Annotated in this window: 25 protein-coding genes, 1 rRNA gene and 2 other annotated features; all 26 genes read right to left on the reverse strand. The window is 48.7% G+C overall.

Annotation, left to right across the window (positions count from 1 at the left end; translation table 11 throughout):
- Positions 1-235: 235 nt before the first annotated feature.
- Positions 236-3835, reverse strand: a complete 3600-nt coding sequence (gene rpoC / locus KNO72_RS14625; protein WP_012727684.1) for a DNA-directed RNA polymerase subunit beta' — start codon at positions 3833-3835, stop codon at positions 236-238.
- Positions 3836-3857: 22 nt separating this feature from the next.
- Positions 3858-7406, reverse strand: coding sequence for a DNA-directed RNA polymerase subunit beta (gene rpoB / locus KNO72_RS14630; protein ID WP_074037866.1), 3549 nt, complete (start codon positions 7404-7406; stop codon positions 3858-3860).
- Between the two features lie 193 nt (positions 7407-7599).
- Positions 7600-8196 (reverse strand): class I SAM-dependent methyltransferase, encoded by a 597-nt coding sequence (locus KNO72_RS14635; protein WP_012727686.1) that lies wholly within the window; start codon positions 8194-8196, stop codon positions 7600-7602.
- 79 nt (positions 8197-8275) lie between these two features.
- Positions 8276-8644 (reverse strand): 50S ribosomal protein L7/L12, encoded by a 369-nt coding sequence (gene rplL, locus KNO72_RS14640; protein ID WP_012727687.1) that lies wholly within the window; start codon positions 8642-8644, stop codon positions 8276-8278.
- 61 nt (positions 8645-8705) lie between these two features.
- Positions 8706-9212: a 50S ribosomal protein L10 gene (gene rplJ / locus KNO72_RS14645; protein WP_012727688.1), complete on the reverse strand. Its 507-nt coding sequence runs from the start codon at positions 9210-9212 to the stop codon at positions 8706-8708.
- A gap of 44 nt (positions 9213-9256) precedes the next feature.
- Positions 9257-9410: a sequence feature (ribosomal protein L10 leader region), on the reverse strand.
- Between the two features lie 59 nt (positions 9411-9469).
- Positions 9470-10156, reverse strand: coding sequence for a 50S ribosomal protein L1 (gene rplA, locus KNO72_RS14650; protein ID WP_012727689.1), 687 nt, complete (start codon positions 10154-10156; stop codon positions 9470-9472).
- Positions 10157-10250: 94 nt separating this feature from the next.
- A complete protein-coding gene (gene rplK, locus KNO72_RS14655) occupies positions 10251-10676 on the reverse strand; it encodes a 50S ribosomal protein L11 (RefSeq protein ID WP_012727690.1) in 426 nt (141 codons plus the stop codon).
- Between the two features lie 147 nt (positions 10677-10823).
- Positions 10824-11375 carry a transcription termination/antitermination protein NusG gene (nusG, locus tag KNO72_RS14660; protein ID WP_012727691.1) on the reverse strand — a complete coding sequence of 184 codons (552 nt, stop codon included), beginning with the start codon at positions 11373-11375 and terminating at the stop codon, positions 10824-10826.
- A 16-nt stretch (positions 11376-11391) separates the two neighbouring features.
- Positions 11392-11562: a preprotein translocase subunit SecE gene (secE, locus tag KNO72_RS14665; protein WP_012727692.1), complete on the reverse strand. Its 171-nt coding sequence runs from the start codon at positions 11560-11562 to the stop codon at positions 11392-11394.
- A gap of 34 nt (positions 11563-11596) precedes the next feature.
- Entirely contained in the window at positions 11597-11743 is a 147-nt protein-coding gene (gene rpmG, locus KNO72_RS14670) for a 50S ribosomal protein L33 (RefSeq protein ID WP_012727693.1), read from the reverse strand.
- Positions 11744-11871: 128 nt separating this feature from the next.
- Positions 11872-12513, reverse strand: a complete 642-nt coding sequence (gene sigH, locus KNO72_RS14675) for an RNA polymerase sporulation sigma factor SigH (protein ID WP_012727694.1) — start codon at positions 12511-12513, stop codon at positions 11872-11874.
- A gap of 210 nt (positions 12514-12723) precedes the next feature.
- On the reverse strand, positions 12724-13263 hold the full coding sequence (locus tag KNO72_RS14680) for a YacP-like NYN domain-containing protein (RefSeq protein WP_012727695.1): 540 nt from the start codon (positions 13261-13263) through the stop codon (positions 12724-12726).
- Entirely contained in the window at positions 13260-14009 is a 750-nt protein-coding gene (gene rlmB, locus KNO72_RS14685) for a 23S rRNA (guanosine(2251)-2'-O)-methyltransferase RlmB (RefSeq protein ID WP_078147956.1), read from the reverse strand. Before rlmB ends, KNO72_RS14680 begins: the two co-directional genes overlap by 4 nt.
- Positions 14010-14118: 109 nt before the next feature.
- The gene (locus tag KNO72_RS14690) at positions 14119-14523 is read right to left on the reverse strand and encodes a Mini-ribonuclease 3 (RefSeq protein WP_074035355.1); all 405 of its coding nucleotides are present in this window, start codon (positions 14521-14523) and stop codon (positions 14119-14121) included.
- Positions 14520-15917: a cysteine--tRNA ligase gene (gene cysS / locus KNO72_RS14695; RefSeq protein WP_012727698.1), complete on the reverse strand. Its 1398-nt coding sequence runs from the start codon at positions 15915-15917 to the stop codon at positions 14520-14522. The genes KNO72_RS14690 and cysS overlap by 4 nt, the downstream gene beginning before the upstream one ends.
- On the reverse strand, positions 15886-16575 hold the full coding sequence (gene cysE / locus KNO72_RS14700) for a serine O-acetyltransferase (protein WP_012727699.1): 690 nt from the start codon (positions 16573-16575) through the stop codon (positions 15886-15888). The genes cysS and cysE overlap by 32 nt, the downstream gene beginning before the upstream one ends.
- Positions 16576-16626: 51 nt before the next feature.
- Positions 16627-16834, reverse strand: a binding site (T-box leader).
- Positions 16834-18291 (reverse strand): glutamate--tRNA ligase, encoded by a 1458-nt coding sequence (gene gltX, locus KNO72_RS14705; RefSeq protein ID WP_193343265.1) that lies wholly within the window; start codon positions 18289-18291, stop codon positions 16834-16836. (Overlaps the previous feature by 1 nt.)
- Positions 18292-18336: 45 nt before the next feature.
- Entirely contained in the window at positions 18337-18810 is a 474-nt protein-coding gene (ispF, locus tag KNO72_RS14710; RefSeq protein WP_012727701.1) for a 2-C-methyl-D-erythritol 2,4-cyclodiphosphate synthase, read from the reverse strand.
- Positions 18807-19487, reverse strand: coding sequence for a 2-C-methyl-D-erythritol 4-phosphate cytidylyltransferase (gene ispD, locus KNO72_RS14715; protein ID WP_078147871.1), 681 nt, complete (start codon positions 19485-19487; stop codon positions 18807-18809). Before ispD ends, ispF begins: the two co-directional genes overlap by 4 nt.
- A 55-nt stretch (positions 19488-19542) precedes the next feature.
- Positions 19543-20607 (reverse strand): PIN/TRAM domain-containing protein, encoded by a 1065-nt coding sequence (locus tag KNO72_RS14720; protein ID WP_078147872.1) that lies wholly within the window; start codon positions 20605-20607, stop codon positions 19543-19545.
- 114 nt (positions 20608-20721) lie between these two features.
- Complete coding sequence (gene radA, locus KNO72_RS14725) at positions 20722-22098, reverse strand: DNA repair protein RadA (RefSeq protein WP_214758701.1); 1377 nt, start codon at positions 22096-22098, stop codon at positions 20722-20724.
- A gap of 56 nt (positions 22099-22154) precedes the next feature.
- A complete protein-coding gene (locus KNO72_RS14730) occupies positions 22155-24590 on the reverse strand; it encodes an ATP-dependent Clp protease ATP-binding subunit (protein ID WP_078147873.1) in 2436 nt (811 codons plus the stop codon).
- A 24-nt stretch (positions 24591-24614) separates the two neighbouring features.
- On the reverse strand, positions 24615-25658 hold the full coding sequence (locus KNO72_RS14735; protein ID WP_214758703.1) for a protein arginine kinase: 1044 nt from the start codon (positions 25656-25658) through the stop codon (positions 24615-24617).
- The gene (locus KNO72_RS14740) at positions 25658-26092 is read right to left on the reverse strand and encodes a UvrB/UvrC motif-containing protein (protein ID WP_214758705.1); all 435 of its coding nucleotides are present in this window, start codon (positions 26090-26092) and stop codon (positions 25658-25660) included. Before KNO72_RS14740 ends, KNO72_RS14735 begins: the two co-directional genes overlap by 1 nt.
- Positions 26093-26097: 5 nt before the next feature.
- The gene (locus KNO72_RS14745; RefSeq protein WP_012727708.1) at positions 26098-26574 is read right to left on the reverse strand and encodes a CtsR family transcriptional regulator; all 477 of its coding nucleotides are present in this window, start codon (positions 26572-26574) and stop codon (positions 26098-26100) included.
- Positions 26575-26721: 147 nt separating this feature from the next.
- A 5S ribosomal RNA gene (gene rrf, locus KNO72_RS15960) occupies positions 26722-26800 on the reverse strand; the annotation flags it as partial.

The raw sequence follows: 26800 nt of genomic DNA on the forward strand, positions 1-26800 counted from the left end.
GGTTCATTTAAGGTCATAACGAAACGTTTTTACGAGGCGTAGGCATTCCATGACCTCGCAAAAACGTGAGTTATACCTTGAAAGTGGCAATTGTAGCAGCCAAACCTTCCCGTAGAAAGTTCGGATGGACGTCCAAGTAGCTTGCCGACTGCTGGACATCGTTGTCATCGACAACAAACCGATTGGCGGCACTAAATCATAGTAGCACCGCCAACCTGCGCTGTCAAGACGTATTTTACTCGACTGTTGTATCTTCGAGCGCAACTGGCGCCTCATCTTCTTTGAGTTCCACATCACGGTAGACGGCCATTCCAGTACCAGCTGGAACGAGTTTACCGATGATGACGTTCTCTTTGAGTCCGAGGAGATAGTCACGTTTCCCTTTGATTGCTGCATCTGTCAAGACGCGAGTCGTTTCTTGGAACGAAGCCGCTGAGAGGAACGAATCTGTCTCAAGTGAGGCTTTCGTGATTCCGAGAAGGACTGGTTTCGCAGTCGCTGGGTGTTTTCCATCACGAATCGCATCTTTACACGCTTCTTTAAAGACGCTGATGTCGACGAGTGATCCAGGGAGAAGTGGTGTGTCACCTGATTCGATAACTTTGACACGACGGAGCATTTGGCGAACCATGACCTCAACGTGCTTATCACCGATTTCTACCCCTTGCATCCGGTAAACTTTTTGAACTTCTTGGAGAAGATAGTTCTGAACACCAGATACACCACGGACGGCGAGCAATTCTTTCGGATCGATCGAACCTTCCGTGAAGACTTCACCGGCTTCTACTGTGTCGCCGATTTGAACGCGGAGACGCGCTCCGAATGGAATCGTGTATGAGCGAGTCTCACTGAATCCTTCGACCGTGAGTTCACGCTTGTCACGCGATTCTGTGAAGTCGATGACCGTACCAGAGATTTCCGAGATGACCGCTTGACCTTTCGGGTTACGGGCTTCGAATACCTCTTGGATACGTGGAAGACCTTGTGTGATATCGTCTCCGGCAACCCCACCTGTGTGGAAGGTACGCATTGTAAGCTGCGTTCCTGGCTCACCGATTGATTGTGCGGCAATGATACCGACGGCTTCCCCGACTTCAACATTTGATCCAGTTGCCAAGTTGCGTCCGTAACACTTCTTACATACGCCGTGTGACGTGTTACATGTGAAGGCTGTACGGATTTCAACTTTTTCAACACCCGCATCAACGATGATGCGCGCGATGTCTTCTGTGATCAATTCGTTCTTATCGATCAACACTTCGCCCGTTTCAGGGTGTGTGACCGTTTCGAACGATGTACGTCCGACGAGACGGTCGTACAAGCTTTCGATTTCTTCCGTACCTTCGCGGAGTGCAGAAACACGGATTCCGCGGTCTGTTCCACAATCCTCTTCACGGATGATGACATCTTGCGCTACGTCAACGAGACGACGCGTCAAGTAACCTGAATCGGCTGTCTTCAAGGCTGTATCGGCAAGACCTTTACGAGCCCCGTGAGTCGAGATGAAGTACTCTTGAACCGTCAGACCTTCACGGAATGACGATTTGATTGGAAGTTCGATGATGCGACCAGATGGAGCGGCCATCAACCCACGCATACCCGCAAGCTGCGTAAAGTTCGATGCGTTACCACGGGCACCTGAGTCAGACATCATGAAGATTGGGTTCAGGCGGTTGAGGGATTTCATCAATCGAGATTGAATTTCATCCTTCGCTTCGTTCCAAGCACGGACAACGCGCTCGTAACGCTCATCTTCAGTGATGAGACCACGACGGAACGACTTCATGATTTGGTCGACTTGTTTTTGTGCTTCATCAAGGATTTCCTGTTTATCCGGAAGTACGATGATATCGGCAATCCCAACCGTCACACCCGCTTTTGTCGAGTGCTTGAAGCCAAGATCTTTCATCCGGTCAAGCATGCGGCTTGTTTCCGTCGTTTCAAACTTCTGGAACACTTCCGCGATGACTTTTCCAAGGAAACCTTTTTTGAACGGGTCGATGATTGGACGTGATGCGATTTCTTCCGCAACGTTCGCCCCTTTGTCGATGAAGTACTTGTCAGGCGTTGCTTCCTGTAAGTTTTCCATCGTCGGCTCGTTCAAGTATGGGAACGTATTTGGCAAGATTTCGTTGAAAATCATCTTACCAACTGTCGTAATGAGCAATTTCTCGTTCTGTTCGTCTGTGAACGTTGGGTTGTTGAGCGTACGCGCCGGAAGTGCCACACGCGAGTGCAAGTGGACATAACCGTTTTGGTAAGCAATCAACGCTTCGTTGACGTTCGAGAACACTTTCCCTTGACCGACGGCATCTTCACGTTCGAGTGAGATGTAGTAGTTACCGAGGACCATATCCTGCGATGGTGTAACAACTGGTTTTCCGTCTTTCGGGTTCAAGATGTTCTGCGCAGCGAGCATGAGAAGACGTGCTTCCGCTTGTGCTTCTGCAGAGAGCGGAACGTGGACGGCCATTTGGTCACCATCGAAGTCGGCGTTGTATGCCGTACATACGAGTGGGTGAAGGCGAATCGCACGACCTTCAACAAGAATCGGTTCGAATGCTTGAATACCAAGGCGGTGAAGTGTCGGGGCACGGTTCAAAAGGACCGGATGCTCACGAATGACTTCTTCAAGGACGCCCCAGATTTCAGGTTGCATCTTCTCGATTTTGCGTTTGGCGTTCTTGATGTTTGAAGCGATGCCGCGACCGACAAGCTCTTTCATCACGAACGGTTTGAAGAGTTCAAGCGCCATCTCTTTTGGAAGACCACACTGATACATCTTCAAGTTCGGACCTACGACGATAACCGAACGTCCTGAATAGTCGACCCGTTTACCGAGAAGGTTTTGACGGAAACGACCTTGTTTCCCTTTCAACATGTGTGAAAGTGATTTAAGCGGACGGTTACCAGGACCTGTTACCGGACGACCACGACGACCGTTGTCGATGAGGGCGTCAACCGCTTCTTGAAGCATACGCTTCTCGTTTTGCACGATGATGTTCGGCGCGCCGAGGTCGAGCAAACGTTTGAGACGGTTGTTCCGGTTGATGACTCGACGATACAAATCGTTCAAGTCAGATGTCGCAAAGCGTCCACCATCAAGCTGTACCATCGGGCGAAGCTCTGGTGGGATGACAGGAAGTACTTCAAGGATCATCCAGTCTGGATTGTTTCCTGAAGTGAAGAATGCATCGAGAACTTCCAAGCGCTTAATCGCACGTGTACGACGTTGACCTTGGACTGTTTTCAACTCTTCACGAAGCTCGCCTACTTCTTTTTCAAGATTAACGTCTTGAAGAAGTGTACGGATGGCTTCAGCACCCATGTCTGCTTTGAAGTCGCTACCGTATTTTTCACGATAGAGACGGAATTCTTTTTCCGAGAGAAGTTGTTTCTTCTCAAGCGGAGTATCACCTGGCTCTGTGACCACGTAAGATGCGAAGTAAATGACTTCTTCAAGCGCACGTGGTGACATGTCGAGAACAAGCCCCATGCGGCTTGGAATCCCTTTGAAGTACCAGATGTGCGAAACTGGTGCCGCGAGCTCGATATGGCCCATTCGCTCGCGACGCACTTTCGCTTTCGTCACTTCAACGCCACAGCGGTCACAAATGACTCCTTTATAACGGATACGTTTGTATTTCCCACAGTAACATTCCCAGTCTTTCGTAGGACCGAAGATTCGTTCACAGAATAATCCGTCCTTCTCTGGTTTAAGTGTACGATAGTTGATCGTTTCCGGCTTTTTGACTTCACCGTAAGACCACGAACGGATCTTCTCTGATGAAGCCAAGCCGATTTTCATATATTCAAATCGATTAACATCTACCAAGGGGCCGACCTCCCTTTTCGCCTTATTCCTCTTCCGTAACAGTCGGTTGAACGACTTGTTCTAACGCCGATGTTGCGTTCGGGATGTTGTCGTCATCTTCATCTTTCATTTCGACTTCTTCATCATCCGCTGACATCATCTTGACTTCCATACCGAGCGCTTGAAGCTCTTTGATCAAGACGCGGAATGACTCAGGAACGCCCGCTTTCGGAACGCTCTCGCCTTTCACGATGGCCTCATATGCTTTCACACGACCGACCGTGTCATCCGACTTGATTGTCAAGATTTCTTGGAGCGTGTAGGCTGCACCGTACGCTTCAAGAGCCCAAACTTCCATCTCCCCGAAGCGCTGACCACCGAACTGTGCTTTACCACCGAGCGGTTGTTGCGTAACGAGTGAGTATGGTCCTGTCGAACGAGCGTGAAGTTTGTCATCAACCATGTGCGCGAGTTTGATCATGTACATGACACCGACCGAGACGCGGTTATCGAACGGTTCACCCGTACGACCGTCATAGAGACGCGTTTTCGCATCTTTATCCATACCAGCCTCTTCAATCGTTGCCCATACGTCTTCCTCACGCGCTCCATCGAATACAGGTGTTGCCACTTTGATACCGAGCTTCTTCGCTGCCATACCAAGGTGGAGTTCAAGTACCTGACCGATGTTCATACGAGATGGTACCCCAAGCGGGTTGAGCATGATGTCAACCGGTGTACCGTCTGGCATGTATGGCATATCTTCTTCAGGGAGGATTCGCGAGATAACACCTTTGTTACCGTGACGTCCCGCCATCTTATCCCCTTCGTGAATCTTACGTTTTTGAACGATATAGACACGTACCATTTGGTTGACGCCTGGAGACAACTCGTCACCGTTTTCACGGTCGAACACTTTGACATCCAAGATGATTCCGTCTCCACCGTTTGGTACACGAAGTGACGTATCACGTACTTCACGTGCCTTCTCACCGAAGATTGCGTGCAAGAGACGCTCTTCCGCCGTCAATTCTGTAACGCCCTTAGGTGTTACTTTACCGACGAGGATATCGCCATCCTTGACTTCAGCTCCGATGCGGATAATTCCACGATCGTCCAAGTTACGAAGTGCGTCATCTCCGACGTTTGGAATATCACGTGTAATTTCCTCTGGTCCGAGTTTCGTGTCGCGTGACTCTGACTCGTACTCTTCGATATGAATCGACGTGTACACGTCATCTTTCACGAGACGCTCACTCATGATGATCGCATCCTCATAGTTGTAACCATCCCATGTCATGAAGGCAACGACGACGTTACGGCCGAGCGCGAGCTCACCCATATCCATCGATGGACCGTCTGCAAGGATTTCTCCTTTTTCGACACGGTCACCAGCTGCGATGATTGGTTTTTGGTTATAGCATGTCCCTTGGTTCGAACGGACATATTTTTGAAGTTTGTAACGGTCAAGGTCACCTGAAACCTCAGAACCGTTCACGTCAGACGTGCGACGGATCAAGATTTCACGCGCTGTGACGCGTTCGACGACACCTGGGTATTTCGCAACGATAGCTGCCCCAGAGTCTTTCGCAGATACGTATTCCATGCCGGTACCGACAATCGGTGAATCCGGTTGAAGGAGTGGTACTGCTTGACGTTGCATGTTCGCTCCCATGAGGGCACGGTTCGAGTCATCGTTCTCGAGGAACGGGATACATGCCGTTGCGGCAGAAACAACCTGTTTCGGCGAAACGTCCATGTAGTCCACTCGGCTTGGCTCGACTGACAAGTTTTGTCCGCGGAAACGGCAAAGAACTTGTTCGTCTGCAAAGTGGCCATCTTCTGTGAGCGGCATGTTTGCCTGTGCGACGACATAGAGGTCTTCCTCGTCAGCCGTCATATATTGAATGTCGCCAGTGACAAGACCTGTTTCTGGGTCAACACGACGGTATGGTGCTTCGATGAAACCGTACTCGTTCACTTTCGCATAAGACGAGAGTGAGTTGATGAGTCCGATGTTCGGCCCCTCTGGTGTTTCGATTGGACACATCCGACCGTAGTGCGAATAGTGAACGTCTCGAACTTCGAAACCAGCACGCTCACGTGTCAAACCACCCGGTCCAAGTGCAGAGAGACGACGCTTGTGCGTGAGCTCTGCGAGCGGGTTCGTTTGGTCCATGAACTGTGACAATTGCGAGCTACCGAAGAACTCTTTAAGTGATGCGATAACCGGGCGGATGTTGATGAGCGCCTGTGGTGTGATCGCATTTTGATCTTGAATCGACATACGTTCTTTTACGACACGTTCCATACGGGAAAGCCCGATCCGGAATTGGTTTTGGAGAAGTTCTCCGACTGAACGAAGACGACGGTTTCCTAAGTGGTCGATGTCATCTGTTGTTCCGACTTCGTGAAGTAAGTTGAAGAAGTAGTTGATTGAAGCGATAATATCGGCTGGCGTAATATGTTTTACGCTGCGATCGATATTGCCATTTCCGATGATGTTCAAGATACGCTCTCCATCTGGGTCATCCGGTGAGATGACTTTGATTGACTGAAGACCGAATGGCTCACCTTCAGCGACACCACCAGTTGGTTCCGCATCGATATAGCCAAGGCCGTTCTCCAAGTGCGGGAGGATACGATCTAAGTTGCGGCGGTCGAGGATTGTTCCAGCTTCGGCGAGTACTTCGCCTGTTTCCGGGTCCACGAGCGTTTCCGCTAATTTTTGACCGAACAAACGGTTCTTAAGATGAAGTTTTTTGTTCATCTTATAGCGACCGACGTTCGCTAAGTCGTAACGTTTCGGGTCGAAGAAACGTGATACGAGAAGAGATTTCGCATTTTCTACCGTTGGTGGTTCACCAGGGCGGAGACGCTCATAAATCTCGATCAACGCTTTCTCTGTAGACTCCGTATTATCTTTTTCAAGGGTGTTACGAAGGTATTCGTCATCCCCGAGAAGGTCGATAATTTCTTGGTCCGTACCGAATCCGAGGGCACGCAACAACACCGTTACCGGAATTTTACGGGTACGGTCGATACGAACATAAACGATATCTTTGGCATCTGTCTCGAGTTCGAGCCAAGCACCACGGTTCGGAATGACAGTTGCGCCAAATCCACGTTTACCGTTTTTATCGAGTTTAGCGTTATAGTACACGCTCGGTGAACGGACAAGCTGGGAAACGATGACGCGTTCTGCACCATTGATGATAAACGTTCCCGATTCTGTCATGAGCGGGAAATCCCCCATGAACACTTCTTGTTCTTTGAGCTCACCTGTCTCTTTGTTTTGGAGACGCACTTTTACGCGAAGTGGCGCAGAATAAGTAACGTCGCGTTCCTTCGATTCATCGATAGAATACTTCGGCTCACTGAGCGAGTAATCGATGAACTCCAATACGAGGTTTCCTGTGAAGTCGGAAATCGGTGAAATGTCTGTGAACATTTCCTTCAATCCTTCACGCAAGAACCACTCATAAGAAGCAGTTTGAATTTCAATCAAATTCGGAAGCTCTAATACCTCACTGATACGGGCAAAGCTTCTTCTCTGACGGTGACGACCGTACTGAACAAGTTGACCAGTCAACTGATTCACCTCTCAGACCCCCAATTCTTTAGCGAATTTTTCGGGCGTAATAATCGAACATTGTCATTGAATGTCGCTCGTTTTCCGTCTCTAAAAAGCGGCAGACACGGCAGTTTCAAGCGAATTCCATTCCAATGGCATTTTATAATGTTAGCATATACGTTATAGCGAGTCAACAAGACTTCACCGTTTGTCAAGACCGAATTGCCCGGAAAATAAAGTAACCTTTTTCTTTCGCGATCGTTTCAACTTGACCAAACACCTCTTCTAATAACTTTTTAGCAGAAGGTGCTCCTTGTTTCTTTTGAATGACGACATAGATTGCTCCTCCATCGACGAGGTGCGTATGTGCTTCACGCAAGATCGTATGGACGACTTGTTTCCCCGCACGAATCGGCGGATTGGTGACAATGGCGGCAAACCGTTCTCCCCCCACCGCGTCATACGCGTGAGAAAGCCGTGTTTCGACCGTCACTCCATTACGGGCGGCGTTTTGCTCAGAGAGCGCCAGCGCACGCTCATTCACATCAATGAGCAAGGCCTCACGCCCAGAGGCATCGGCAAGCGAGATCCCCATCGGACCATAGCCGCAGCCTACATCTAAAATACGTCCCGACACATCAGGCATCTCAAACGTTTCAATTAAAAGACGTGACCCAAAATCGACCGACCCTTTCGAGAACACACCGCGGTCCGAAGTGAAGTGATACTGTTTCCCTCGCAACTCGTACGTCCATGTCTCTGGGGCACTTTCCGAACGTGGATCGTTCGTATAGTAATGATCTCCCATGCGTTGAACCTCCTAACCCATTCTTCAAGGAAATAAAAGAAGCTCGCCATGGCGAGCTTCTATAGGTTGTGAAGTAGAATTACTTAACTTCAACAGATGCGCCAGCTTCTTCAAGCTTAGCTTTGATTGCGTCAGCGTCTTCTTTAGAAACGCCTTCTTTGACTGGAGCTGGAGTTCCGTCAACGAGTGCTTTTGCTTCTTTAAGACCGAGACCTGTGATTTCACGAACAGCTTTGATGACGTTGATTTTACCAGCGCCAGCGTTTGTGAGGATTACGTCGAATTCAGTTTTCTCTTCAGCTGCTGCGCCTGCGCCAGCACCTGCAACTGCTACTGGAGCTGCTGCTGATACGCCGAATTCTTCTTCGATTGTTTTTACGAGTTCGTTAAGTTCGAGAACCGTCATTGATTTGAGGTCTTCGATGAATTGCTCTTTGTTGAAAGCCATTATGGTTTTCCTCCTTTGATGTTGTGAAAAAGTTTTTTTGAGTTACGCTACGCGACAAAAATTAAGCTGATTGCTCTTCTTTTTGTTCTGCGATTGCATTTGTTGCGACTGCGAGCCCACGGATTGGAGCTTGAAGTACGCTGAGAAGCATCGAGAGAAGACCATCGCGTGATGGAAGTTCTGCAAGGGCTTTGATTTCTTCGAGTGAAGAAACTTTACCTTCGATGATTCCGCCTTTAAGTTCGAGCGCTTTGTGCTCTTTCGAGAAGTCGTTCAAGATCTTCGCTGGAGCAATAACGTCTTCTTTAGAGAAGGCGATTGCTGTAGGACCAGTGAAGACTTCGTCAAGACCTTCGAAGTTCGACTGAGTAGCTGCGCGGCGAAGAAGACCGTTCTTGTAAACTTTGAACTCGATTCCAGCGTCACGGAGTGATTTACGGAGTGTAGTCACTTCTTCAACTGTAAGTCCACGGTAGTCAACAACAACTGTTCCAACGCTCGCTTGCATTTTCTCAGCGATTTCATCGACGAGTGCCGATTTCTGAGCTACGATTTTTTCGTTTGCCATGTGTTTGCACCTCCTAGTCAATTCTTATACCGGACGAGAGGCTGCTCTCCAAAAGAAATCCCTCGTATGAAGACATACGAGGGCGTAATTGTTTGAAAGTAAACCTGTGACAACAGGCTCAAGTTCGAGCAAAGACACCTCGGAAGGGTTTACGGACCGATGTCCACCTTCTGTCTACGGTAATCCAACATATTCGGTTGAACGTGTATTACTTTATCAGCGGTGTCACACGTTGTCAACAATTTATTTCAACAAGATTACTTAAGGAAATCTGCAGTCGCTACACGGATCCCAGGACCCATTGTAGATGAAAGCGAGATGTTTTTAAGGTAAGTTCCTTTTGCAGTAGCAGGCTTCACTTTCATGAGTGTTTCGAGAATTGTCTCGATGTTCTCAGAGAGTTTAGATGCTTCAAATGATTTCTTACCAACTGGAACGTGGATGTTACCAGCTTTATCAACACGGTATTCAACTTTACCAGCTTTGATATCCGCGATTGCTTTTTCTACGTCGAAAGTAACTGTTCCTGTTTTCGGGTTAGGCATGAGGCCTTTAGGTCCGAGAACACGACCAAGTTTACCAACCTCACCCATCATGTCAGGTGTCGCAACGATTACATCGAAGTCGAACCATCCTTGTTGGATTTTGTTGATGTACTCAGCGTCGCCAACGTAGTCTGCTCCAGCAGCTTCCGCTTCTTTCACTTTCTCACCTTTTGCGAAGACGAGAACTTTTTGTGTTTTACCAGTACCGTGTGGAAGTACAACGGCACCACGGATTTGTTGGTCTGCTTTCTTCGGATCTACGCCGAGACGGACAGCAACTTCGATTGTTTCATCGAATTTAGCAGTAGCTGTTTTTTGAACGAGCTCGACAGCTTCAGCGAGGTCGTATGACTTCGTGCGGTCAACAAGCTTAGCTGCTTCTTGGTGTTTTTTACCCATGATCTTTTCCTCCTTGTGGTTAGCGGAATTTCCTCCCACATAATGAAGGGATTGAAGGTGAGCAGTATTCACCGACAACCCCAGAGACTAGCAATTAGTCTTCGATTACAATACCCATACTACGTGCAGTACCTTCAACCATAAGCATCGCTGTTTCTACAGATGATGCGTTAAGGTCAGGCATTTTAAGTTCAGCGATTTCGCGAACTTTGTCACGCTTAACCGTTGCTACTTTCTTACGGTTTGGTTCACCAGAACCACTCTCGATACCAGCAGCTTTCTTCAAGAGAACTGCAGCTGGTGGAGTTTTCGTAATGAATGTAAACGAACGATCTTCGTATACCGTGATGACTACAGGAATAATCAATCCGGCTTGGTCTTGTGTACGAGCGTTGAACTCTTTACAGAATCCCATGATGTTAACACCTGCTTGACCAAGTGCTGGACCTACTGGTGGAGCTGGGTTTGCTTTACCAGCTGGGATTTGAAGTTTAACGAGTTTAGAAACTTTTTTCGCCACGAGACACACCTCCTTAAGTCTAAAATGTGGTTTCTTGGACGTTGTGCGCCCTCCCACTCAATCTATTAGGTCGAGTTTGTACCGAAATAAAGCACAACATCAAACATTTTCGATTGTACCATCCGTTTTACGGATTAGCAAGTGGGTTTAGTTAATTTTCTGAACTTGTTCGAAATCAAGCTCAATTTTTGTTTCACGACCGAACATGTCGACCACGACTTTGAGCTTCTCTTTGTCGGCTTCAATCTCGTCGATTGTTCCTTCAAAGTTCTCAAATGCGCCTTCTTTCACGCGGACAAGGTCACCGAGTTCATAGTTGTAACGATCTTTCTTCTCGATGAGTCCCATTTGTGACAAGACGTTTGTCACTTCGTCCGGTTGGAGTGGGATTGGTTTTGCCCCACCACCCGTTGAACCGAGGAAGCCGGTGACGTTTGGCGTGTTGCGGACAACATACCATGAATCGTCAGTCATGACCATCTCTACGAACACATAGCCCGGGAAACTTTTGACTTCACGTTCTTTGATTTTCTTCTCGCCACTCTTCAATGTGACTTCTTCTTGCGTCGTTTCAGTCGGGACGAGGACGCGGAAAATTTTATCTTCCATGTTCATCGAACCGATTCGACGTTCTAGGTTTTCTTTGACGTTATTCTCAAAACCTGAGTACGTCTGGACAACAAACCATTGTTTCTCCACGGCTTTCACCTCTTCCTTAGTTAATCAATAAATTGACGAGATAACTGACCCCAGTATCTACGCCGAACACGAACAGGCCAATCACGACAACAGTCGCGATGACAGTAATGGTATATTTCGTGAGTTCTTTACGAGTCGGCCAACTCGTTTTCTTCAACTCTTTCCATACGTCGCGCAAAAAGTTCATGGTAGCTTCCTCCTACATTGAATGCCAATCTACGTTACTTTGATTCCCGATGCAGCGTATGCGCGTTACAGCGGCGACAAAACTTCTTCATTTCAAGCCGTGTCGACACGCCATCTTTTTTTGTCGTCGAGTACTCTCGAGACCCGCATTCTGAGCAAGCGAGACTTACTTTCTTTGCCATTCATAAGCGCCCCTTTCGACTACTCTCTCTTAAAAAAGAGCGAAAAAAAAACGCCTCCTGTAAATGGCGTCTACGGACAAGGCGCTGCTTTTAAAGTATCACATAGGAGGCACGCGGTCAATAATCGGTTAGCTCGTGAGCATCCGGACGTCGACATGACGCTCGAATTTCTTCTTCACGCGCTGCAACGCATTATCGATCGATTTGACATGACGATCGAGGTCATCTGAAATCTCTTGATAAGAGCGCCCGTCTAAATAAAGACGCAAGACTTTCCGTTCGAGGTCACTCAAGATCTCATCCATCTTCGCTTCCATGAACGACTGTTCTTCCTGTGTCACGATCAATTCTTGTGGGTCAGTCGGATGTGGTGGCAAGATGACATCGAGCAACGTCCGGTCAGACTCTTCATCAAAAATTGGTTTATCGAGTGACACATATGAATTGAGCGGAATATGTTTTTGGCGTGTCGCCGTCTTGATTGCCGTGATCATCTGGCGGGTAATGCACATCTCGGCAAAGCTTTTGAATGACGCAAGTCGCTCGTCCTTATAATCACGCACACCTTTATAAAGGCCGATCATCCCTTCTTGGACGATGTCCTCATGATCTGCACCAATCAAAAAGTATGAACGTGCCTTCGCCCGCACAAAATACCGGTATCGTTCAATCAAAAACTCGAGCGCGTCGCTATCCCCTTCGTTGCGCGCCAATAAGACCAACTCTTCGTCTGACATTTTTTCAAACTGTTCGTACGGCCATCCGTTCATGCTCGTTACCCCCCCGGCGATTGATCCTGAACTATGTAAGGTTGTGTCCCATTATAGGGCTCCCTACTCCTATGCGTCAAACAAATTTCTAAAAATTCCGTCAATTGAATACTGTGTAACTCATATATGTAATAGTATACAACATTCCTTTGCAAAAAAATGTCAAAATCGAAACAAAGACGAGTCCATTTGATGAACTCGTCCGTGATTTCAATCACCTTTTGATTTGCGACGTCGCATTTCTTCAAACTTCGCTTGAATATGCGGTGGAATATCAATCGTCTTCCGATTCGCTTGTTCTTTCTCGAGCGACACGCGCTGTTGTTCAATCAATGTTTTCGCATGCTTCCAATCTTTCAACAGTTCGGTTGCCGGGACGCGCAATGCGCCTTGACCAAAGATGACCCACTGCTCCGTGAAATCGTTCGTCGCGACGAATAATGTAATGAGCCGGTCATCCACTAATTCATGGGCACGCCGCTCAATCCATTCGTCCGCCGTCTCATTCTCTTTCGTATAGACAACGTCGACCCGACTCCGCTTCTCTTTGGATTCACGACCATAACGCATATGGGCGTCAAACACGATGGTGACCTCTTTGCCGGACACAGCCTGATATTCTGCCATCGCCTCAATCAACAGATTACGTGCTTGTTCAAAATCTACGTCGCGGAGACTTCTCAAGTGAGGCCACGCGCCGATGATATTATATCCGTCGACAAGAAGGAGCTCACGCTTCAGGATACTCATGCCAATGGATGACGTGAGCGATGCACCTCATACAGGAGGAGCGCCGCTGCAACAGATGCATTGAGTGACGTGACATGACCGACCATCGGTAAATGAACAAGGAAGTCGCACGATTCGCGCACGAGTCGGCTCATCCCTTTGCCCTCACTTCCAATGACCACAACGAGTGGCATATTTCCATCCAATCGACGATAGTCCTGACTTTCTTTCGCATCGGTCCCGACGACCCACAATCCTTTTTCCTTCAACTCTTCAAGTGTCCGTGTCAAGTTCGTCACACGCGCCACCGGAATATGCTCAATGGCCCCGGTCGAGGCTTTGGCAACCGTTTGAGTCAAACCGACCGAGCGACGTTTCGGAATGATGATCCCATGTGCGCCAACAGCATCGGCGGTCCGTAAAATCGAACCGAGATTGTGCGGGTCTTCGAGCTCATCTAGTAAAATGAAGAGCGGTGTCTCATCTTTCGAAGCTGCGAGAGCGAACATGTCTTCGACTGTTTTGTATTCATAAGCCGCAACCGCCGCAACGACTCCTTGGTGATGTTCACTGCCAGCCATCTTCTCAAGTTTCGTTTTTGGGACGAATGACACTTGGACCGATGCTTCGTTCGCCATCGCGATGATTTGAGCGAGTGGTCCCTTTTGCTGACCTTCCATAATGAATACTTTATTCATATCCCGACCACTTCGCAGTGCCTCGAGTACCGGGTTACGACCGTAAAGGAAGTCAATCCCTTCCTCCATCACATCGACTTCCTTATAGTCAGGGCGTTCTGCCTTTTGGCGACGCGCGCGATCTGGTCGTTCCCCACGAGGGCGGTCAAACGTTCGTTTCTCCGCTCCCCGATTTCCGTCATGTCGTTTCGGTCGACTCGGCTTCGAGTCGTTCGAACGCTTGTTTGATGAGTTCTTCAAGACGATCCCTTCTTTCTGTCAAATAGATATACCCAATCAATGCCTCGAACGCCGTGGAATAACGATACGTGTGCACATCGACCCGCTTTGGAACCGATCCGGATTTCGCATTCTTTCCACGTCTGACGACAGCCTGTTCCTCTTCTGTCAACGCATCCGTCTCTAACCAAAATGTCACGACGCTCGCCTGCGCTCGTGCATTGACGTAGCGGACCGCACCCCGGTGTAAGTCATTCGGGCGCGTCAATCCTTTCTCGAGCAGGCGTCTCCGTACAGCCATTTCGTATACCACGTCTCCCATGTAAGCGAGCGCAAGGGCATTCATTTGTTTCGGTTGCATCATAACCGCTTCCACCGAACCCCTTGGGCCGTGTCTTCGAGTTGGATGTTTTGTTCTTTTAGTAAATCACGAATCTCGTCGGCCCGAGCAAAATTACGTGCCGCCCGTGCGTCGTTCCGTTCTTGAATCAATTGGTCGATCTCGGCATCCAATAGTTCTTTTTCTTCTGCCAACGTCAAGCCGAGGACACCCGTCAATTCATCAAATAGCGACAGAACCTGTTCAAGCGTCGCTTTGGCCACATGATCGGCCTTCGCATAAATGTTCGCTTCCCGTGCCAAGTCAAAGAGGACGGTCACGGCGTTGGCCGTATTGATATCATCATCCATTGACTCGATGAATGACGCCTTGATGGATTCAAGCTTCCGTTCCATCGACTCGCTCGCCTCTCCAAGTCCGGCTGTGACCGACAAGCGATATTCAATATTCTGATAGGCTTCCTTGATTCGGCTCCAGCCGTTCGCCGCTTGTTCAATCAATTCACGGCTATAGTTGATCGGATGACGATAATGGACGGACAACATGAAGAAGCGCAGGACCATCGGGTCGACTTCTTTCAACGCCTCATGGACGAGGAGGAAGTTTCCGAGCGACTTGGACATCTTCTCATTTTCAATGTTGATGAAGCCATTATGCAACCAATAGTTAGCGAACTTCGCATGGTTGCAAGCTTCTGACTGAGCAATCTCGTTCTCGTGGTGTGGGAATTTCAAATCATGACCGCCCGCGTGAATATCAATCGTTGTCCCGAGATGTTTTTTCGCCATCGCCGAGCATTCGATATGCCAGCCCGGACGTCCTTTGCCCCACGGACTATCCCATGATGGTTCATCCGGTTTAGCCGCTTTCCATAAGACGAAGTCGAGCGGGTCTTCTTTCTTCTCCCCGACATCGACACGTGACCCGGCCCGCAAATCTTCAATCGATTGCTGACTCAGCTTCCCGTACGTCTCAAACTTCTTCGTCCGGAAATACACGTCTCCTTCTGATTCATAAGCGAACCCTTCCGTCTCTAATTGACGAATGAACTCGATGATTTCTTCCATCGTATCGGTAACACGCGGATGCACGTCTGCCGGTTGAACGTTAAGTGCCCCTGTATCTGCTAAATACGCCTCGATATAGCGATTCGTTAGCGTCTCCGTGTCTTCTCCTAATTCATTCGCCGTACGAATGATCTTGTCATCCACGTCTGTGAAGTTCAAGACGTATTTGACCTCGTACCCACGATACGTCAAGTAGCGGCGGACCGTGTCGAAGGCGATCGCCGGTCGGGCGTTTCCGACATGAATGTAGTTATAAACGGTCGGACCGCATACGTACATCGATACTTTACCCGGAACAATCGGGACAAACGGTTCTTTTTTATTCGTGAGACTGTTGTACAGCTGAATCATGTGTCTTCTCCTCCATCCGCTTTTCAAGCGTCGCTAATTTTTGTTGTAGTTCATCCACTGCCGCTTCTAAGCGTTCTTGGCATTCGCGGTCCGGATCTGGGAAACGATGATCTAGATCATGTTGCTTCACACGCTTACCGTTTCGAATGACGACACGACCTGGAATCCCGACCACGGTCGAATCAGACGGCACATCGTTCAATACGACCGAGCTCGCTCCGATTTTGACGCAATCGCCGACCGTGATGTTCCCAAGTACTTTCGCCCCCGCTGAAATAAGCACGTCACTCCCGATTGTCGGGTGACGCTTCCCTTTCTCTTTCCCCGTTCCACCCAGGGTGACGCCTTGATAGATGGTGACGTCATTCCCGATAATCGCCGTCTCACCGATGACGACACCGAAACCGTGATCGATGAACACGCGGTCCCCAAGGACTGCCCCCGGATGAATTTCAATTCCGGTCAACCAACGACTGAACTGGGCTAATAATTTGGCCACCAGTTTCACGTTACGTTTCCATAATCCGTGCGCGATGCGGTGTGCCCATATGGCGTGAAGGCCTGGGTAAGTCAGTGCCACTTCTACTTTCGAACGAGCGGCAGGGTCTAGTTCCAGGACAGTCCGCAAGTCTTCGCGTACACTGCTCCAAAATCCCATAATCGATATCTCCTTTTCTTATACAAAAACAAAGACGCCCCTGTGCCAAGGCACAGAGACGCCGTAAGCGCGGTTCCACTCTGTTTGGGAAAATGCGTTCCCCTCTCAAGTCTCGTTAACGCCGAGTCACGGCCTCGACTACATATCGCCGAGACGGCTCCGAGGTGCACTTCTTCGGGGGACACATCTAGAACTCCCAGCCTAGGTTCTAGTCTCTGCAACGTGTCGTACCGCTTACTTTCCTCATCGATGCCTTTATTACGCTAATAAAGTTGTCAGACGCTTCAACACACGCTCTTTTCCGATTAACGAAATGGCGTTCGGGAGTTCCGGTCCATGTGTTTGCCCTGTCGTAGCGACACGGATCGGCATGAACAAGTTCTTCCCTTTTTGACCGGTCGCTTTTTGCGTCGCTTTCGTCGCCGCTTTAATCGCTTCCGGTGTGAAGTCTTCGATTGCTTCGAGCTGCTGTTTGAACTCTGCAAGAACAGCAGGTACCGTTTCACCTGAAAGGACAGCGTTCGCTTCCTCGTCATACTCGATTTCATCTTTGAAGAACAAGTCTGTCAACGCGACGATTTCTGCTCCGTGCGTCATTTGTTCTTTATACAATGCAATCAAGTTTGTCGCCCAATCCGCTTCCTCAACAGATACCGCCTCGGGTAATCGTCCTGCTTCTTGTAAGAATGGTAAACTGAGTGCCACCACTTCGTCAAGCGTGGCCTTCTTCATGTATACACTGTTGATCCAAGAAAGTTTTTGTTGGTCAAAAACCGCCGGACTCTTCGACAAACGTTTCGCATCAAACATTTCAATGAACTCTTCTTTTGAGAAGATTTCTTCTTCCCCGACGGGTGACCAGCCAAGGAGCGAAATGAAGTTGAAGAGCGCTGCTGGCAAGTAACCAAGATCCGCATATTGTTCGATGAACTGAATAATCGATTCGTCCCGTTTTGATAACTTCTTATGTTGGTCATTGTAGATGAGCGTCATGTGACCGAATTCAGGATAGTCCCAACCAAGTGCGTCATAGACCATCATCTGTTTTGGTGTGTTCGCGATATGGTCGTCCCCACGCAACACGTGACTGATCTTCATCAAATGGTCGTCCACGACAACTGCGAAGTTGTACGTTGGAATGCCGTCCTGTTTCACGATGACCCAGTCACCGAAATCTTTCGATTCAAACGAGACGTCTCCTTTGACGACATCTGTCCATTTATACGTCACGCCTTCCGGCACACGAATCCGAATAGACGGTTTACGCCCTTCCGCTTCAAACGCTTCACGTTCTTCAACAGTGAGGTTACGGTGCGCACCCGAGTAACGTGGTGCCTCCCCACGTGCGATTTGTGCTTCACGCTCTGCTTCAAGCTCCTCCGAGGTCATGTAGCATTTATAAGCAAGGCCTTTGCTCATCAACTCATTGACGTACTTCTCATAAATCGCAAGACGCTCCATTTGATAATATGGACCGTAGTCTCCGTCACGCCCTGGACCTTCATCCCAGTCGATGCCGAGCCATTCCAAGTATTTCATCTGACTCTCGACACCGTTCAACACATTCCGTTTCTGGTCAGTGTCTTCAATCCGAAGAATCATTTTTCCGCCAGCATGGCGAGCAAATAAGTAGTTAAACAACGCAGTCCGCGCATTTCCGATATGGAGATGCCCCGTCGGACTAGGCGCATAGCGTACACGCACTTCACTCATAATAGTTCCACCTTTCTTCTCTTCTGCCCAAATAGTATACCATTTCTGTCAAGCCCGGTTGAGTAAGATGACCGCTTGCGCCGCAATCCCTTCTTCGCGTCCCGTGAAGCCCAGTTTCTCCGTCGTCGTCGCTTTCACGTTCACCTGCTCGATGTCCGCCTCAAGAAGTTCAGCGATGACCGCTCGCATCTCATCAATGTAAGGACGAAGTTTCGGACGTTGTGCCATGACCGTCGCATCTACATTTCCGAGAACGTACCCTTGGTCTTTCACGAGCTGCCAGACGTGACGAAGCAATACTTTCGAATCCGCATCTTTAAATTCCGGGTCCGTATCCGGGAAGTGCTTTCCGATATCACCTGCCGCAATTGCTCCAAGTGCCGCATCCGCAATCGTATGGAGTAACACGTCCGCATCAGAATGACCGAGCAGTCCGCGCTCATGTGGAATCTCAATCCCTCCTAAGATTAACGGACGTCCTTCTGCAAATGCGTGTACATCAAACCCTTGACCAATTCTCATTGTAATTCCTCCTCCGCTAAAATCGCGTCGCCGAACAATAAATCTTCGGGCGTCGTCATTTTGATGTTGTGATAGTCCCCAAGGACCACTTGTACCGATTCGCCGAGCCACTCAAACAAACTGGCATCATCCGTGCCCATTACTTGTTGTTCGACCGCTCGTTCATGTGCCGCCAAAATCGCTTTCGCCTGAAAGGCTTGCGGCGTTTGTGCCAACCATAAGTTTTCACGGGGAACGGTGCGTTCGATGTGATGACGTTGAACTTGTTTGACCGTATCTTTAACGGGTACCGCCAAGATGGCACCACCTTGCCGTGCCGCTTCAGCCACTTGATGCAACTGTTCACGTTTCACAAACGGACGGGCACCGTCATGAATCATCACAATCGTATCGGGTGCAACAACCTTCAGTCCTGCATGGACACTCTGTTGTCGTTCTTCCCCTCCTGCTACGTATGTAACCGGCGTCTTCATCTGTGACGTTATCTCCTCGAACCAGTCCCGTTCTTCCGGCCGGATGGCTAACACAATCCGTTCGCACCACGGATCGGTATCGAACGTCTGTAACGTCCAAGCGATAATCGGTTTGTCACGGAGTGTCAGCATGAGCTTATTCGCATCCGCACCCATCCGTTTCCCTCTCCCGGCAGCCGGGATGACAACTGTATAAGCTACCATGTAAATACCTCTCTTCGTGAAAAAAGAGAGCGCTCTCGCGTCTCTTTTTGATCCGTTATTCCGGACGGGCAAAAATCATACGTCCTGCAGACGTTTGTAAGACACTCGTCACAACGACAGGGAGCGTCTTCGAAATCAATTTACGTCCGCCCTCCACGACGACCATCGTCCCGTCCTCAAGGTAAGCAACCCCTTGATTCTGTTCTTTTCCTTCTTTAATAACTGTCACGACCATCTCTTCACCAGGAATGACAATCTGTTTGACAGCGTTCGCCAAATCATTGATGTTCAAGACCGGTACATTTCGAACCTCACACACTTTATTTAAGTTGTAGTCATTCGTAACGACAATCCCGTTTTTCAGTTCAGCCAGTTTGATCAATTTGATGTCGACTTCCGGTACATCTTCAAAGTCTCCATCATAGATCTCAACCTGGATGCGCTTGTTTTCTTGAAGTTCCTTCAAAATGTCCAGTCCACGACGTCCACGATTCCGCTTCAACGTATCCGATGAGTCGGCGATGTATTGCAGTTCGCCGATGACGAATTGTGGCACAATCAATGTCCCTTCCACGAATCCAGTCGTCGCAATATCCGCGATTCGACCGTCGATGATGACGCTCGTGTCTAAAATCTTATCATTCGAGCGTTGGACTGGTTCAGCCGCAGGCTTATCCCGTTCACTCTTCACAAATAGTTTGATCCATTCGTTACGCTTCCGATAGCCGACCGCGAAACCAAAGTAACCAAACAGGGCCGTGACAAAAATCGGGACGATTTTACTCAGTAAGAAGATATTCGTGACTTCAAGCGATACACTGATCAAAAAGGCAATCAAGAGCCCAATGATAAGACCGATCGAACCGAATAAGATATCCCCTACGGGTAAACGGACGAGCCGTTCTTCGACAAAACGAATAAATGCAACAACACCATCTGTTAAGAATAAACTAAGAATGAAGAAGATAAGTCCACCAATCAAACTTGCTACGTATGGAATCGTTAACCACTCCGGCACATTCATGCCAAGGTCTGCTAATAAAAGCGTCGCTTCGATGATTCCGAACCAACCCACAACGAGTCCAATCAAAATAAATCCGATTCGTACAGCAATCTTCACTCATTCCACCTCCTTCTATATGAAATAAAATTTCAAAAAATAACACTTCCATTGTAACACGATTTTTTCAATCACGTTCGTTACAAAGCGTTAAAAACTGCCAGTGGCGACCCGTTAGAACGGAATCGCCAACTGGAGTGCTTCGTCCACTGTCCCGACCCCGACGACTTCAATCCCTGCCGGAGCGGTCCATCCCCCCATGTTATTTTTCGGGATGATGGCCCGTGTAAAACCTAGTTTCGCCGCCTCGGCGACACGTTGCTCGATTCTTGAAACCCGTCGCACTTCCCCGGTCAATCCGACCTCACCGATGCAGACATCCGTCGGACGGGTCGGACGATCGCGGAAACTCGAGGCGATCGAGATACAAATCGCAAGGTCAATCGCCGGCTCGTCCAGTTTGACGCCACCGGCTGCTTTCAAGTACGCATCCTGCGTCTGAAGCAAGAGACCGGAACGTTTCTCAAGCACGGCCATGAGAAGCGCGACTCGGTTTTGATCGATGCCCGTTGCCATACGTCTCGGGTTCCCGAACGATGTCGGAGAGATGAGTGCTTGGAGTTCCACAAGTACCGTCCGTGTCCCTTCCATTGAGGCAACGACGGTCGAGCCTGATACGCCCCCGGTGCGCTCCTCTAAGAATATTTCGGACGGATTGAGCACTTCCTCAAGCCCGCTCTCTTTCATCTCGAAAATGCCAATCTCGTTCGTCGACCCAAAACGGTTTTTCACCGCCCGTAAAATACGGAACGTATGATGACGTTCCCCTTCAAAGTAAAGTACCGCATCGACCATATGCTCGAGTAAACGAGGACCAGCAATCGATCCTTGCTTCGTCACGTGACCGACGATGAAGACGGCGATCCCTCGCGTTTTCGCAATTTTCATGAGGGCGGCCGTACATTCTCGAACTTGCGACACGCTCCCTGGCGCTGATTGAATCTCATCCATGTATACCGTTTGAATCGAGTCAATGATGACAAATCCGGGTTGCTCCTCATCAATAACCCGTTCAATCATCAACATGTCCGTCTCAGCGAGTACGAACAAGTCATCCGTTGGTAAGCCGAGCCGTTCCGCACGCAGTTTCGTCTGTTTGAGCGATTCCTCTCCCGAGATGTACAGCACCTTTTTACCACTATGGGCTAAGTGAGCGCTGACCTGTAGCAAGATTGTTGATTTCCCAATCCCTGGGTCCCCTCCGACTAAGACGAGTGAACCTGGGACAATTCCTCCACCGAGCACGCGGTCAAATTCACGGCTATTCGTATGCACACGCGTCTCTTCTTGTGAGACGACGTTTGCTAAACGTTCCGGTTTCAATTGTCGCGATGAACTATGCACAAAGGCCGCTCCACGTTTGGCCTTCTTCTCTTCTACAAACTCTTCGACGAGCGTATTCCATTCATTACAACCCGGACAGCGTCCCATCCACTTGGCTGATTCATATCCGCACGATTGGCAGACGTATTTCGTTTTAATTTTGGCCATAAGTTCCCTTCCTGTCTAAAAAAAGCTCCCTCTAAACGACGAGGGAGCTGAATGATTTACTGAACTACACCTTCGTTACGAACGACGAACTCTCCATCTTGTACGTCGAGCGCAACTTTACTGCCTTTAGCGATTGTACCGCCGAGCATCGCTTCTGAGAGACGGTCCTCCACTTCCCGTTGAAGGGCACGACGGAGAGGGCGAGCCCCGTATTCCGGATCGTAACCGACATCGGCAATTTTATCGAGTGCCGCATCCGTCAAGCTGAAATCAACACCTTGCTCGGCGAGACGTTTCTTAAGTGTCTCTGCCATAAGTTTGATGATTTCTTGAATGTGCTCTTTTTGAAGTGAATGGAATACTGTGATTTCATCAATCCGGTTCAAGAACTCAGGTCGGAACGCTTTCTTCAATTCCTCGAGCACTTTGTCCTTCATTTCTGTATACTCACGTTTCACATCATCTTCCACTGTGAATCCTACATATTTGTTTCGTTGAAGCGCTGCGGCTCCGACGTTAGACGTCATGATGATGACGGTGTTTCGGAAGTCGACGGTGCGACCTTTCGAATCCGTCAAGCGACCGTCGTCTAACACTTGAAGCAAGATGTTGAATACTTCTGGGTGCGCTTTTTCGATTTCATCGAGTAGGATAACCGAGTACGGTTTCCGACGCACTTTTTCAGTCAATTGACCGCCTTCTTCGTAACCAACATAACCAGGAGGCGAACCGACGAGACGGCTCGTCGCATGTTTTTCCATGTACTCGGACATGTCGATTCGAATGATGGCATCTTCATCGCCAAACATCGCTTCGGCAACTGCACGGGCGAGCTCTGTTTTCCCGACTCCGGTCGGTCCGAGGAAGATGAATGACCCGATTGGACGTTTCGGATCTTTCAATCCGGCCCGGGCGCGACGGATGGCGCGGGAAATGGATTTCACCGCATCGTCTTGACCGATGACACGGTTGTGAAGAATCGATTCGAGTTTGAGGAGACGGTCTGTCTCTTCTTCGGCAATCTTCGTGACCGGTACACCTGTCCAGTTCGCAACAACTTGAGCGATATCTTCTTTCGTCACTTCAAGTTTTTCGTTCCCTTGCTTGTTCTGCCACTCTGCTTTCAACTCTTCTAACTCATCGCGTAACTTCTGTTCCGTATCGCGAAGGGAAGCTGCTTTTTCAAACTCTTGGCTTTGAACGGCAGAGTCTTTCTCTTTACGAATCGATTCGAGACGGGATTCCAACTCTTTCAAATTCGGTGGTGCCGTGAATGAACGAAGTCGTACTTTCGATGCCGCCTCGTCGACGAGATCGATCGCCTTATCCGGCAAGAAACGATCGGAGATATAACGGTCTGAAAGGACGACCGCCTCGTGAATCGCCGTATCTGTAATCGTCACACGGTGGTGTGCTTCATAGCGATCGCGTAACCCGAGTAAGATTTGTTCAGCTTCTTCTGTTGTCGGTTCGTTCACTTGAATCGGTTGGAAGCGGCGCTCAAGCGCTGCATCTTTTTCGATGTACTTTCGGTATTCATCAAGTGTAGTCGCCCCGATACATTGAAGTTCGCCGCGAGCCAATGACGGTTTGAGGATGTTCGACGCATCGATTGCACCTTCTGCACCACCCGCACCGATCAATGTATGCAACTCATCAATAAAGAGAATGACGTTACCGGCTTGACGAATTTCATCCATCACTTTTTTCAAGCGATCTTCGAATTCACCACGATATTTCGTACCTGCGACGAGTGTACCCATATCGAGCACCATGACGCGTTTGTTGCGAAGCGTTTCAGGTACCTCGTTGTTGATGATTTGCTGAGCGAGACCTTCGACGACCGCTGTTTTCCCGACGCCTGGTTCCCCAATTAGAACCGGGTTGTTCTTCGTCCGACGCGACAACACCTCGATGACACGTTGAATTTCGCCTGCGCGTCCGATGACCGGATCTAAACGAGACTCGCGCGCTTGTTGTGTCAAATCGCGTGCCAATCCGTCAAGCGTTGGTGTTGCGGCGCTCGCCCCAGGTTGCGAAGCATTTGAAGACGACTCCGTGTTCCCGAGAAGTTGTAACACTTGTTGACGTGCTTTCGTCAAACTGATTCCAAGGTTATTGAGGACGCGTGCCGCGACCCCTTCTCCTTCGCGAATCAATCCTAGAAGGATGTGTTCCGTTCCGACGTAAGAGTGTCCCAATTTTCGAGCCTCATCCATCGAGAGCTCAATGACCTTTTTCGCACGCGGTGTGTAATGAATCGTCGACCCGTTCTCCGAACCGCGACCAATCAATGATTCTACTTCTTGTTGGATTTTTTCAGAGGTCAATCCGAGGGCGAAGAGCGCTTTTGCCGCAATCCCTTCTCCTTCACGAACCAATCCTAATAAAATATGTTCTGTACCAATATTATGATGGCCAAGACGTACGGCTTCCTCTTGTGCTAAAGCTAATACGCGTTGTGCTCGTTCTGTAAATCGTCCAAACATCATTGACATAACCTCCTTATAGTTGGATCAAACTAAGCCTTGATCTAACGTTCGACGAACAAGTGTCGCTCGTTCTCGATCTCGTTCTTGCGTAGATAATGTTTTCCCGAAATGTTTTTGTAGAAAACCTGATTGTAACCGAACGATGAGTTCATGAAACTTCGGCGGACTCCAATCAGACAAAATTCCTAGGTCACTCGCTAAATGTAAATCAGATAGCCGCTCAATGGCTTCGGTAGAAGAAAGAAGTTTGGCATATCGTAAAATACCATATGACCGATAAAACCGATCCTCTAATTCTTCTTGTCGATGTGCGATGAGCTCTTCACGCGCATGACGTTCTGCTTGAATCACTTGTTCTGTCACTTCCATAAAGTCAGCTAACAGCTGTGATTCATGACTGCCCAATGTCCGCTGATTTGAAAGCTGGAACAACCGTCCTGCCGCATCGCTACCTTCTCCGTAACGACCTCGAATCGTATAGCCAAGTTTTCGAAGCTCTCGCAAAATGGGGCTGATTCGACCCGTTAACGTGAGTCCCGGTAAGTGTAACATGACCGAGGCCCGGAGTCCGGTTCCGATATTGCTTGGGCATGTCGTCAAGTAGCCTAACTGTTCGTCAAAGGCGTAGGAGAGTGATTCTGCGCACAATGCGTCTACTTGATTCGCTATTTCAAACGCCTCTTTCACTTGATAACCTGGGAGTAAGGTCTGAATTCGTAAATGATCTTCTTCGTTAATCAACACACTGATGGTTTCATCTTCACTTAAAAAGACTGCACTTTCTTCGTTTGCCGCAACGGCCGGACTAATCAAGTGTTTCTCCATCAACGCCTGCCGGGTGACTTCATCATAATCACGCATATGAAGATATTCAAATCCCTTTAACCCACGTAACCGCCCTTCGAGACGATCACACAGTTGACGTTCTCCTTCTTTAGAGAGGACCGGCGAAAACACAGTGTCTTTGACGTTACGTGCCAGTCGGATTCTTGTGGAGACGACCAGGTCATCCAATTTGGCACGCTCTTTCATTTTTGGACCAAGTGGATGTGTTAGGAACGTTTCCATTAGACATCACCTTGCCCTTCTAATTGCTTCATTTCTTTTTGAATACGTGCTGCTCGTTCATAATCTTCTTGTTCGACAGCGCGGGTCAACTCCCCTGCCAACTTTTCGAGTCGCTCTTCGATTCGTTCATGAGGTGTACGTAACTGGTCAGGGACCGAACCGATGTGATGATCATGTCCTTGTTGATATTGACGTGTGATTTTAATCAGTTCATCACGAAATACGGTATAACACGTAGCACATCCTGCTTTTCGTACACGTAATAAATCTTGGCGCGTCATCTGACAGGTTGGGCAACGCTTTACGACCGGGACATAGCCCGTCATAAGTTCTACCGTACATTGTCGACATAGCCGTTTTTTTACGGGTACGTCCTTTTCCATGACAACGACTTCATTGACAGCCGGTCGTTGTTTACAACGTTCGCATAGCATACGACTTACCCTCCATTACGATAACGAAGTACTTTCATCAGCGCGAGTAGTTGTTGACGTCGAATATAGGAGCGATCGTCAACTTGTAAGTTCAATGCTTCATCTGATAAGAGATGATAAATCAACTGCGCCTCTTGTTCGTGCATCATCTGTTCTTCAACCAATCGAATCAGCACATTTTCAACGAGCTGTTCGTTCAAACGTGGATGTTCATGAATGACATCCATCAAACTAGAGAGAACATCTTGTTTTTCGTGTAAAATGACGCGTCGAATACGAATATATCCGCCACCGCCACGTTTACTTTCTACTAAATATCCTTTTTCGACGGTAAAACGTGTGTTGATGACGTAATTAATTTGGGATGGGACACATTCGAATCGTTGTGCGATATCTTGACGTTTGATTTCAATCGCATTTGCCTGACTTTCCTTCAAGACTTGCTTCAAATACTGTTCGATGACATCCGAAATATTTCTCATCTCCACCACCCTCTGACCATCTTTGACTTTTGACTATATTTTATCATTGATTTAAAAAAAGGCAAACGAAAAGCGATGCCTCTCGTTCGAGAGCATCGCTAAAACAAAAAAAACGACCGAGCGTATGCTCGGTCGTCCTGCGTTGTTGCCTGGCAACGTCCTATCCTCACAGGGGGAGATCCCCCAACTACTTTCGGCGCTGAGACGCTTAACTTCTGTGTTCGGC

The organism is Exiguobacterium sp. s123, assembly GCF_018617075.1.
In the GTDB taxonomy this organism is placed as follows: domain Bacteria; phylum Bacillota; class Bacilli; order Exiguobacteriales; family Exiguobacteriaceae; genus Exiguobacterium; species Exiguobacterium profundum.